This is a genomic window from Leisingera sp. CC-HEC093, assembly GCF_059429195.1.
The window spans coordinates 1,739,060-1,749,814 of record NZ_JCAIJR010000001.1 but is presented as its reverse complement, the minus strand read 5'-3'; the positions used below and the strand labels follow the sequence as shown (position 1 = coordinate 1,749,814).

The window sequence follows — 10,755 nt, the reverse complement described above, 5'->3', positions numbered from 1 at the left end:
CAAGGGCGGCGCAGCCGCTGCGCCGCAGGCGCGGTTTACCCTTGAGGCGGGATTGGCCGGTCCGATAATGAGAATGGCGCCTTCAGGGCAGATCTGCCCTGACGCGCCTCTCAGCAGATCCTTCGCAGCGCGCAATGCGCGCTGCCCGGCCCAACGGCTGGTCACGCCCCGGCAGGGGCATTGGCAGCGGGCGGGAGCGCCCCGCCTCAATCGTGGCGGATGCGGTTCCGGATCCGCGCCCAGCCGCCCGGCGCCAGGAAAAACGACAGGCCAAAGCCTGTGGCAAAGCCCGCCAGGTCCGCCACCCAATCCTTCTGGCCGCCAAACAGCAGCCCGAACAGCAGCTGCGCCCCCATCAGAAACGCAATCAGCGTGAACGCCCGGCCCTGCTGCGCCCCGACAGAGGCCAGCGAGCGCCACAGCAGGAACGTGAACGCGCCGATCAGACCGTAAACGGCCGGAAAACCGCCCACCAGCGGTACCGGCGAGCTGACCAGAAGCGCATAGCCCAGCGCCCCGCCCGCACCGGACAGCAAGAAGATCAGCACCATCGCCAGATCGCCCATCACCTCGCCCACCATCTTGCCCATCGCCAGCACAAAGACGCAGACGAACAACGCATGGGTAAAGGCGCCATGCACAAAGATGTAGGACACAAAGCGCATCAGATGCTCCGGCAGCCAGCGCCCGCTTTCCTGCATCCACCAGAAAACATCGCTGGAAAACGCATAGGACTGCACCGCCTCCAGCCGCCAGCCGATCGCCTCCGGCCCGCCCGCGATACCGCGCGCGCCCAGCGAGAACACGGCCTCGATGCCGATGATGACCAGCACCAGCGCCACCACGGCGGCGGGCAGCGGATTGATGGGGGCGTTATGCGGCTGGGTGTTCATCCGGGCTCCTTGCGGCACGGAATCCCCCGCGCCTGTTGACCTATCCTGGCCCCATGGGTAAGCGACGATGGTGCATAATTCCAGACGGGAGTTTCCGCGATGAGCGAAACCAGCTTCACCCCGCGCGTGTTTTCGGGGATCCAGCCTTCGGGCAACCTGCACTTGGGGAATTACCTCGGTGCTCTGAAGCGCTTCGTCGACTGGCAGGCCAAGGACGTTGAGACCATCTACTGCATGGTCGACCTGCATGCGATCACCGTCTGGCAGGACCCCGCGGACCTCAAGAAATCCACCCGCGAGCTTTGCGCCGGCTTCATCGCTGCCGGTATCGACCCCGAGGATTCGATCCTGATCAACCAGTCCCAGGTGCCGGAGCACGCGCAGCTGGCCTGGGTGTTCAACTGCGTTGCCCGCATGGGTTGGATGCAGCGGATGACCCAGTGGAAGGACAAGGCCGGCAAGAACCAGCAGAACGCCTCGCTGGGCCTGTTTGCCTATCCGGCGCTGATGGCCGCCGACATTCTGGTTTACCACGCCACCCATGTGCCGGTGGGCGAGGACCAGAAACAGCACCTGGAGCTGACCCGCGACATCGCAATCAAGTTCAACCACGACTACGGCGTGAACTTCTTCCCGGAGACGGAGCCGGTGATCGAGGGCGCGGCCACCCGGGTGATGTCCCTGCGCGACGGCTCCAAGAAGATGTCGAAATCCGACCCCTCGGATGCCAGCCGCATCAACCTGACCGATGACGCGGATGGCATCGCCAAGAAGATCCGCAAGGCCAAGACCGATCCAGAGGCACTGCCCTCCGAAACCGAAGGCCTGGAAGACCGCCCCGAGGCGCGCAACCTCGTGAATATCTACGCTGCCCTGAACGAGCAGACCGTGGAACAGGTTCTGGCAGATGTTGGCGGCCGCCAGTTCTCGGAATTCAAACCGATGCTGGCAGATCTGGCCGTATCCAAACTGGCGCCGATCTCCACCGAGATGGCGCGGCTGATGCAGCATCAGGACGAAATCGACAAGATCCTGGCCCGCGGTGCCGAACGCGCCCGCGCGATCACCGCGCCGATCCTGCGCCAGACGTATGACATCATCGGGATGGTGCCGCCGCCGGCAGTCTGACGCTCAGCCGCCAGCGAAAATCAGCCTGACCCAAGCCGCTCCCATCGGGGGCGGCTTTAATTTTGGCCGCGCAATTCGCAACCTTTCCCGAGTTCGTCAGTTATCCTTGTGCGGCCAAGTGCCGGAACAGGAAAGGAACCGAAATGAAACCGGGAATTTTCAAATCATCCACGGCGCTGGCAGTGATGATCTCGCTGGCGGCCCCGCTGCCCGCCCTGTCGCAGGGCAAGGGCAACAAGCGGTTTGACCTCACCCAGATGTCCGCCGCTGAAATCGGCGATCTGGTGGACCGCTGCCGCAAGCGTGCTGAGCGGCGGCAGAAAAAGCTGGAGGCCGGCCAGAACATCGAGGAGAAGACCGGAAAAGTCGCGAAATTCTGCAAGGCCTATGGCGAAGGTGAATTTGACGCGACCCTGCCTGCAGACCTGCAGTCTGCCAGCGTGCTGGCAGGCATCGGCGAAGTGGACCCCGGCGCCGAACAGATAGCGGAGGCGCAGGCAGAGACTGCCGCGGAAGCCTTGACCGCAACCGGAGGCGAAGAACAGCCGCAGGCTGAGGCCGCTGCGGAAGCCGATGCGCAGGCTGAAGCGGAAGCGCAGGTGGAAGCGGATGCTCAGGCTGAAGCCGAAGCGCAGGCTTTGGCTGAGGCGCTGGCCCAGGAGGAAGCGGAAGCACAGGCTGCGGCCGAAGAACAGGCCCAGGCCGAAGCTGAAGCTCAGGCGGCCGCTGAAGAACAAGCTGCAGCAGCAGAACAAGCGGAAGCCGACGCGCAGGCTGAAGCGGAAAACCAAGCCCAGGCTGAGGCGGAGGCAGCAGCAGAAGCTGAGGTTCAAGCCGAAGCTGACGCACAGGCTGACGGCAGCACCGAAGCAAGCTCTGGCACCAGTGCCGGGGAAATTGCAGCGGACCTTGCCCAGTCAGAGGACACAGCGGGCGGAGAAACAGACAACCCGGAACTGGCCGAACAGGACAGTCAGGCCCAGGCTGATGCCCTCGCCGAGGAAAGCAGCGAACCCGCAGCTGCTGCAGCGGCGGCCGCGGACGGCACTGCTGCTGAGGGCGAGGCCGAAGTGACCGAGGAAGTAGTCACCGAGGAAACCGCCCGCAGCTCGGATGAGGAATTCGAAACCGAGGCCGGCGCCACCGCCCAAGCAGATTCGCAGGCTCAGGCGTCCGAAACGCAGTCCAAATCAGACAGCGATGACGATGACAGCGGCCTCTCCACCCGCGAGCGCAACGCGCTGCTCGGCCTTGGCGCCCTGGCGATCGGGACGCTGCTCAACAATGGCGGCAAGGTTGTTTCCAACTCCGGCGACCGCGCCATCGTGGAGCAGGACGGCCAGTACCGCGTCCTGAAGGACGACGATGCGCTGCTGCGCCAGCCAGGCTCCAACGTGACCACCTACCGCTTCCAGGACGGCTCCACCCGTACTGTGGTGGTGCGTGAAAACGGCGTTGAGGTGGAGACCATCCGCTCTGCCGAGGGCCGGGTGCTGCGCCGCACCAAACTGATGCCCGACGGCCGCAGCGTGGTGTTGTTCGACGACACCCAAAAGGCCGAGCGCGTGGTGGTCAACGAGCTGCCGCAGGTGCAGGACAACCGCCGCGCCTTCTCCAGCACCGGCGCGGTCTCAGCTGAGGACCTGGCCGCGGCGCTGGCCGCACAGGACGTCAGGAGCGTGGACCGCCGCTTCTCGCTGGCGCAGATCCGCAACATCGACGCGGTGCGCCGACTGACGCCGGTGATCAATCTGGACTCGGTGAACTTCGACACCGGCTCCTCGGTGATCCGCCCGCAAGAGGCGGAGGAGCTGGCAACCCTGGGCAACGCGCTGCGCAACCTGATCGACCGCAACCCGGGCGAGGTGTTCCTGATCGAGGGCCACACCGATGCGGTGGGTGCTGCGACCTACAATCTGGCCCTGTCGGACCGGCGAGCGGAGACCGTGGCGCTGGCGCTGACGGAATACTTTGGCGTGGCTCCGGAAAACATGGTGGTTCAGGGCTATGGCGAAAGCGACCTGGCCGTCAGCACCCTGACAGCCGAGCGCGCAAACCGCCGCGTCGCGGTGCGCCGCATCACCCAGCTGCTGGGCAGCCCGGGCTGACAGGTCCGAATCACGAAACAGGCCTGAGCAAAAACAGCATCCGGCGGGACACATCCCGCCGGGTGTTTCGCTGTCAGCCCGCCGGTGTCCTCTGCCGCGACATCAGCCCGTATTTCAGCGCAAAACGCTTCCAGGAAAAGCGGCGCCTTCCGGGCGCCTGCTGCGCCCGGCCTGCCGTCCGGTCGAACTCATACATGTCGATAGCCCGCTCAGCGCAGCCGCAGGCCTCGCACAGGCCGACCTTCTTATAGTAGAAATTTTCGAAGCTATCAGGTTTCCGCATGGCATCCTCCGATACCGATGCAGGGTAGCCCGGAATCCCGCGAACGCAAAACCGCGCCGCTGTCAGAGCCCCTTGACCCCGTTCAGCGTCAGATCCGCCACCAGCCCGGCGTAATCCTCGCGCGCCTGTGACCCGGCGCCGGAATTCCACATGTAATACCAGTTCAGCATGCCAAAGACGGACATGGTGGCACCGCGCAGCTTGGCGGCGTCGCCGTTGAAAATCTCCGGTGCCACATCCTTCAGCGCATCGCTCATGAACTGGACCATCTCGCGCTGGTAGCCGCGCAGGTGCTTCTGCTGCTCTTCCGGCAGCGCCCCCATCGCGCCCAGCTGCACCTGATGCTCATGATCGGCGCCCTGATAGGCCAGCATGATCTCCGACACGATGCGGCGCAGCCGGTCCTCGGCGCCAAGCCCCGCCAGATCCGCCCCGCAGACCCGGTCGCGCAGCTCGCACAGATAGGTATCAAGGAGGCCGTAGAGCACGGCATCCTTGCTGTCATAATAGTGGTAGATGTTCGCCTTGGAGATCCCGCACTCCCGCGCCAGCTGGGTCATCGACGCACGGTCGTAACCGGAATCGGCAAACACCTTGGCCGCCGATTTCAGGATCTGCGCGCGTTTCTCATCGTGGTCTTTTGCGATCGTGCGGGCCAAGGCTCACTCTCCCGGGTCAGGACTTGCTGCGGTTGTCGACAACGCGCTTGGCCTTGCCCTGGCTGCGCTCGACGGACCCCGGGTCGCCTACAATGATCTCGCTGGAAACGCCAACCATATCCTTGATCCGCTTGGTCAGCATCCGCGCCGCGGCGGTCTTGCTCAGCTCATCGGCGGCATCCGGATTGGCCTCCACAAACACCCGCATCGCATCCATGCGGCCGGATTTGTACAGCTCGATCTGGTAATAGGGCGCGAGACCCCCGGTCGCCAGCAGCTGCTCCTCCACCTGGCTGGGGAACACGTTGACGCCGCGCAGGATGATCATGTCGTCGCTGCGGCCGGTGATCTTTTCCATCCGCCGCATCGACCGCGCGGTGCCCGGCAGCAACCGCGTCAGGTCGCGGGTGCGGTAGCGCACCATCGGCAGGCCTTCCTTGGTTAGCGTGGTGAACACCAGCTCGCCCAGCTCCCCGTCCGGCAGCACCTCGCCGGTCTGAGGATCAATGATCTCAGGCAGGAAGTGATCCTCCCAGATCACCGGGCCGTCCTTGGTCTCGACGCATTCGTTGGCAACACCCGGCCCCATGATTTCGCTCAGGCCGTAGATATCAACCGCGTGCATGTCAAAGGCCTCCTCGACCTCCTTGCGCATCGCATCGGTCCAGGGTTCGGCCCCGAAAACGCCAACCTTCAGCGAGCACTCGCGCGGGTCCATGCCGACCTTGTGGTACTGCTCTAGGATATTGAGCATGTAGGACGGCGTCACCATGATCCCATCGGGTTTGAAATCGGTGATCAGGCCGACCTGCTTCTCGGTCTGCCCGCCCGACATCGGAACGACAGTCGCCCCAAGCCGTTCGATACCGTAGTGCGCGCCAAGGCCGCCGGTGAACAGGCCATAGCCATAGGCGTTATGCACCATGTCGCCCTTGCGCAGGCCAGACGCCCGCAGGGACCGCGCCACCAGATCCGCCCAGTTCGAAATATCATTGGCAGTGTAACCCACCACCGTCGGCTTGCCGGTGGTGCCGGAGGACGCATGTAGGCGGATGATTTCACTGCGCGGCACGGCAAACAGGCCGAACGGGTAATTGTCCCGCAGGTCGTTCTTGTAGGTGAAAGGGAACTTGGCCAGGTCGGACAGCTCCTGCAGGTCGTGCGGATGCACGCCTGCCTCGTCAAACCGCTGCTTGTACATCGGCACGTTGTCATAGGCGTGGCGCACCGACCACTTCAGCCGCTCCAGCTGCAGGCTGCGGATTTCGTCGATCGAGGCGATCTCGATCGGGTCCAATTCACCCTTCTTGGGGCTCAGGTCTTCCATGGCGTCCTCCACACCTATTCGTCAAACAACTGGCCTTTGACCGCCCGGGAGAAACCCCGGAACTCGGCGATCTGCTGGCCGTCCTGATTGGTCACTGTCACGTCATAAATACCGCTGCGCCCGGTCAGGGAAATCTCGCGCGCCTTGGCAATCAGCCTGTCACCCAGCCGTCCGGGCGCGGTGAAGCTGATCACGTTGTGCTGCGCCACGGTCGACTGGTTGCGGCTGTTGCAGGCAAAGGCAAAGGCGCTGTCGGCCAGCATGAACGTGACGCCGCCGTGGCAGATGCCGTGGCCGTTGCAGTGGTGCTGCGCTATTGTCAGCTCCAGCGTGGCCTCGCCCTCGTCCACATGGGTGATCTCCATCCCCGCCCATTTGGACGCATGGTCATCCGCCCACATGGCCGCGGCGGATTTTTCGGCGCGCTCTTTCGGGGTCATGGTCACTTGCCCTTGAACGCAGGCGCGCGTTTTTCCAGGAAGCTGGCGACGCCCTCGGCATAATCCGCGCTCTCGCCGCAGGTCTTCATCGCGTCTGCCTCAATCTCTAGCTGGTCCGACAGCGTGTTGACCGCAGCCCCCTGAATGCATTGCTTGGTCAGCCCCAGGCCCAGCGTCGGCCCGCTTGCAAACTTCTCTGCCATCGCGCGCGCCTCAGCCATCAGCGCGTCATCCGGCAGTGCCTTCCAGATCAGGCCCCAGTCCTCAGCTTTCTTCGCGGGCAGCGGTTCGGCAGTCAGCGCCAGCCCCTTGGCGCGCGCCTCACCCAGCAGCCGCGGCAGATGCCAGCTGCCGCCGGTATCCGGGATCAGGCCGACCTTGGAAAACGACTGGATGAACTTGGCGCTGTCCGCCGCCAGCACCATATCGCAGGCCAGCGCCAGATTGGCGCCTGCCCCGGCGGCCACGCCGTTCACTGCACAGACCACCGGGAAGTTCAATTCGCGGATCAGCCGCACCAGCGGCGCGTAGAATTTGCGCACGGTCTGGCTCAGGTCCGGCGGGCCGTCCATCTTGCGCGGGTCGCGGTCGCCCAGATCCTGGCCGGCGCAGAAACCGCGCCCGGCGCCGGTCAGCAGCACCGCGCGGGCACCGCCGTCGCGGGCACCTTCCAGCGCTGCGCGCAAGGCGTTGTGCATGTCCTCGTTGAAACTGTTCAGCCGGTCCGGGCGGTTCAGGGTGATCTCTACCCAGGTTCCGTGGTCCTCAACCAGAATCGTATCGCTCATCGCTCCCTCACCCTCATCAGCGGCACATTTGACAAACTTCTTGCATAAACCGACCGGACGGTCAATATATCTGAGCATCGGATTCCAGCCAGCCGGCCCCGCGCCGGCCTGATGAAAAGGACGACATGATGAGCCTTCTAGAGATTTCCAGCTTTGCAGCGGGTCAATGGGTCGCACCAGACGCAGGCGCCCGCAACATCGCCAGCGCCATCACCGGCGAGGTGATCGCCAGCGCCGGCAATGACGCGCTCGACGTGCAAGGGATGCTCGACTACGCCCGCACGGTGGGCGGCGCCAACCTGCGCAAGCTGACCTTCCACGACCGCGCCCGGATGCTGAAGGCTCTGGCAGGCCACCTGAACCAGCACAAGCAGGCGCTCTATGACCTGTCGTTCAACACCGGCGCCACCCAGTCCGACCACATGATCGACATCGACGGCGGCATCGGCACCATGTTCGTCTTCGCCTCCAAGGGCCGCCGCGAAATGCCGGACGCCCATGTCTATCTGGATGGCGACGTGGAGCAGCTCTCCCGCAACGGCACCTTCCTGGGCCAGCACATTTGCACCCCGCTGCGCGGCGTTGCGGTGCATATCAACGCCTTCAACTTCCCGGTCTGGGGCATGCTGGAAAAACTGGCCCCCACCCTGCTGGCAGGCGTCCCCGCCATCGTGAAACCCGCCACCAACAGCTGCTATGTGACAGAGCTGGCAGTGAAACTGATGCTCGACAGCGGCATCCTGCCCGAAGGCGCGCTGCAGCTGGTCTCCGGCGGGCTGGGCAACATGCTGGACCACCTGACCATGCAGGACGTGGTCAGCTTCACCGGCTCCGCCAATACCGCGCTGAAACTGCGCGCCAACCCGGTCATTCTGGAAAACTCGGTCCGTTTCGTCGCCGAACAGGACAGCCTCAACGCATCGATCCTTGGCCCCGACGCGCAGCCCGGCACGCCGGAGTTTGACCTGTTCGTCAAGGAGGTCAGCCGCGAGATGACCACCAAGGCGGGCCAGAAATGCACCGCCATCCGCCGCATCATCGCGCCGCAGGCGCAAGTGGATGCGGTGATCGAAGCGCTCTCCGGCCGCCTGGCCAAAACCGTGATCGGCGACCCGCGCCTGGAAACCACCCGCATGGGCGCGCTGGTCTCAAACAACCAGAAACTGGACGTGCTGGAGAAGGCCGCGATCATCGGCCAAGAAGCAGAGCGTGTCTTTGGCGACCCGGCAAACTTCACCGTCGATGGCGCCGACGCCGAAAAAGGCGCCTTTGTGCCGCCGATGCTGTTCCACTGCGCCGACCCGGACAACGCTAGCCGCGTGCACGACACAGAGGCCTTCGGCCCCGTCTCCACCATCATGGGCTACCGTGATCTGGACCACGCCATTGATCTGGCAAACCGTGGCCAGGGCTCGCTGGTGGCCTCGGTCATCACTCATGACACTGCCGTTGCCCGCGAGGTCGCCATCGGTGCCGGCGCCTACCACGGCCGTCTCTATTTCAACAACCGCGACTCAATGAAGGAATCGACCGGTCACGGCTCCCCCCTGCCCCACATGGTGCATGGCGGCCCGGGCCGTGCCGGCGGCGGCGAGGAGATGGGCGGCGTGCGCGGCGTCAAACACTACATGCAGCGCACCGCCATCCAGGGTTCGCCAGAAATCCTGTCCGCGATTGGCGAAAAATGGGTCCCCGGCGGCACTGAGGTCAAAGGCCCGGCGCACCCCTTTACCCGCAAATTCGGCGAACTTGCGATTGGCGAAACCCTGCACACCGCCCCGCGCACCGTGACGCTGGAGGACATCGAAACTTTCGCCCATTTCACCGGCGATACCTTCTATGCCCACATGGACGACGAAGCCGCCAAGCGGAACCCGTTCTTCCCGGGCCGCGTCGCCCATGGCTATCTGCTGCTGTCCTTTGCTGCCGGAATGTTTGTGCAGCCCGATGAGGGCCCGGTTCTGGCCAACACCGGTCTCGACAACCTGCGCTTCATGAAACCGATTTCGGCGGGCGAAAGCATCAAGGTCCGCCTCACGGTCAAGAAAAAGACCCCCCGCAACGAGGAATACGGCGAGGTGCGCTGGCACGTCACCCTGACCAATCAGGATGATGAGATTGCGGCGGAGTATGAACTGCTGACCATGAACGCCTTCTGACATGGTGCAGAGGTGGTAGGCAGCGGTAACGCTGCCGTGCGCCCGGACTGGTCTAACCGGTCCGGGCGACCTATGTATATCCCCATGAACGAACAGCATAACCTCTGGTTTGACGCCGCTGTGCAACAGCTGAACGACCCGCAGAACCAGCGGGTCTGGTCGGTGATCGTTTCCCTGTTCGGCGATCTGGCCCAGGACAAGGGCGCCCGGATCAGCGGCAGTGCCCTGACCCGCATCATCACCCCGATGGGAATCAAGCCCGAAGCAATCCGTGTGGCGCTGCACCGCCTGCGCAAGGATGGCTGGATCGAAAGCGCCCGCGCAGGCCGCGCTTCGGTGCATTATTTAACCGAATACGGGCGCAGCCAGTCCGCCGCGGTCACCCCGCGGATCTATGAGCGCTGCGCTGCCGCCCCAAGCAACTGGCACCTGCTGATCGCCGAAGACGGCGCAGGCCAGGCGACCCTCGACGAGGTTCTGCTTCTGCCAAGCTATGTTGCCGTGAACCGCACCACCGCGCTTGGCCACGGGCCGATGCCGCGCAGCCTGGATGACCTGATGGCAGCAGAAGTCAGCTCTATTGCCGTGCCGGACTGGCTGAAGTCGCGGCTGTTCCCGGATCATCTGCGGGAGGCCTGCGCGGCTCTTCAGCAGGATCTGGAGCAGATTTCCGCCCCGCCCGCAGGACTGACACCGGCTCAGACGGGCACCCTTCGGACCCTGATCGTGCACCGCTGGCGCCGCGTGGTGCTGCGCCACCCGGACCTGCCACCGGGTTTCCACCCTGACGACTGGTCAGGCGAGACTTGCCGCACGCAGGTATTTGCCCTGCTGGACCAGCTGCCGCGGCCCGGTCTTGCGGCCCTTGATACCCTGCTGGAGTAACCGGCGCCTTCCCCGCATTCCTGCGTGCGCCGCATGACTGCCGTACCGCGGCCCTCAACACCGCCCCAGGTGTAACCCTATGATT

At 64.4% G+C, this 10,755-nt stretch carries 10 protein-coding genes; 4 read left to right on the top strand and 6 right to left on the bottom strand.

From position 1 onward, the window contains the following. Window positions 1-206: 206 nt before the first annotated feature. Window positions 207-893, bottom strand: coding sequence for a rhomboid family intramembrane serine protease (locus AC5STB_RS08410; RefSeq protein WP_495442485.1), 687 nt, complete (start codon window positions 891-893; stop codon window positions 207-209). A 99-nt stretch (window positions 894-992) separates the two neighbouring features. Between AC5STB_RS08410 and trpS the strand changes: the two genes are divergently transcribed. Then, window positions 993-2,021 (top strand): tryptophan--tRNA ligase, encoded by a 1,029-nt coding sequence (trpS, locus tag AC5STB_RS08405; protein WP_495442484.1) that lies wholly within the window; start codon window positions 993-995, stop codon window positions 2,019-2,021. Between the two features lie 143 nt (window positions 2,022-2,164). Continuing rightward, window positions 2,165-4,129, top strand: a complete 1,965-nt coding sequence (locus tag AC5STB_RS08400) for an OmpA family protein (protein ID WP_495442483.1) — start codon at window positions 2,165-2,167, stop codon at window positions 4,127-4,129. A gap of 73 nt (window positions 4,130-4,202) precedes the next feature. Here AC5STB_RS08400 and AC5STB_RS08395 read toward each other — a convergent pair whose 3' ends face one another. From AC5STB_RS08395 to paaG, 5 genes are all read right to left on the bottom strand, one after another. Then, entirely contained in the window at window positions 4,203-4,412 is a 210-nt protein-coding gene (locus tag AC5STB_RS08395; protein ID WP_495442482.1) for a hypothetical protein, read from the bottom strand. A gap of 62 nt (window positions 4,413-4,474) precedes the next feature. Then, window positions 4,475-5,071, bottom strand: coding sequence for a TetR/AcrR family transcriptional regulator (locus tag AC5STB_RS08390; protein ID WP_495442481.1), 597 nt, complete (start codon window positions 5,069-5,071; stop codon window positions 4,475-4,477). Window positions 5,072-5,087: 16 nt separating this feature from the next. Continuing rightward, on the bottom strand, window positions 5,088-6,398 hold the full coding sequence (gene paaK, locus AC5STB_RS08385) for a phenylacetate--CoA ligase PaaK (RefSeq protein WP_495442480.1): 1,311 nt from the start codon (window positions 6,396-6,398) through the stop codon (window positions 5,088-5,090). Between the two features lie 14 nt (window positions 6,399-6,412). Continuing rightward, window positions 6,413-6,838 carry a hydroxyphenylacetyl-CoA thioesterase PaaI gene (paaI, locus tag AC5STB_RS08380; protein WP_495442479.1) on the bottom strand — a complete coding sequence of 142 codons (426 nt, stop codon included), beginning with the start codon at window positions 6,836-6,838 and terminating at the stop codon, window positions 6,413-6,415. 2 nt (window positions 6,839-6,840) lie between these two features. After that, on the bottom strand, window positions 6,841-7,626 hold the full coding sequence (gene paaG / locus AC5STB_RS08375; RefSeq protein ID WP_495442478.1) for a 2-(1,2-epoxy-1,2-dihydrophenyl)acetyl-CoA isomerase PaaG: 786 nt from the start codon (window positions 7,624-7,626) through the stop codon (window positions 6,841-6,843). Window positions 7,627-7,754: 128 nt separating this feature from the next. Between paaG and paaZ the strand changes: the two genes are divergently transcribed. Then, entirely contained in the window at window positions 7,755-9,785 is a 2,031-nt protein-coding gene (gene paaZ / locus AC5STB_RS08370; RefSeq protein ID WP_495442477.1) for a phenylacetic acid degradation bifunctional protein PaaZ, read from the top strand. An 84-nt stretch (window positions 9,786-9,869) separates the two neighbouring features. After that, window positions 9,870-10,670, top strand: a complete 801-nt coding sequence (locus AC5STB_RS08365) for a PaaX family transcriptional regulator C-terminal domain-containing protein (protein ID WP_495442476.1) — start codon at window positions 9,870-9,872, stop codon at window positions 10,668-10,670. The last annotated feature ends 85 nt before the right edge of the window (window positions 10,671-10,755 follow it).

Excerpts from the sequence above, each read along its gene's own strand:
- AC5STB_RS08410 (WP_495442485.1), bottom strand. The coding sequence starts at position 893 with ATGAACACCCAGCCGCATAACGCCCCCATCAATCCGCTGCCCGCCGCC.
- trpS (WP_495442484.1), top strand. The coding sequence starts at position 993 with ATGAGCGAAACCAGCTTCACCCCGCGCGTGTTTTCGGGGATCCAGCCT.
- AC5STB_RS08400 (WP_495442483.1), top strand. The coding sequence starts at position 2,165 with ATGAAACCGGGAATTTTCAAATCATCCACGGCGCTGGCAGTGATGATC.
- AC5STB_RS08395 (WP_495442482.1), bottom strand. The coding sequence starts at position 4,412 with ATGCGGAAACCTGATAGCTTCGAAAATTTCTACTATAAGAAGGTCGGC.
- paaK (WP_495442480.1), bottom strand. The coding sequence starts at position 6,398 with ATGGAAGACCTGAGCCCCAAGAAGGGTGAATTGGACCCGATCGAGATC.
- paaI (WP_495442479.1), bottom strand. The coding sequence starts at position 6,838 with ATGACCCCGAAAGAGCGCGCCGAAAAATCCGCCGCGGCCATGTGGGCG.
- paaG (WP_495442478.1), bottom strand. The coding sequence starts at position 7,626 with ATGAGCGATACGATTCTGGTTGAGGACCACGGAACCTGGGTAGAGATC.
- paaZ (WP_495442477.1), top strand. The coding sequence starts at position 7,755 with ATGAGCCTTCTAGAGATTTCCAGCTTTGCAGCGGGTCAATGGGTCGCA.
- AC5STB_RS08365 (WP_495442476.1), top strand. The coding sequence starts at position 9,870 with ATGAACGAACAGCATAACCTCTGGTTTGACGCCGCTGTGCAACAGCTG.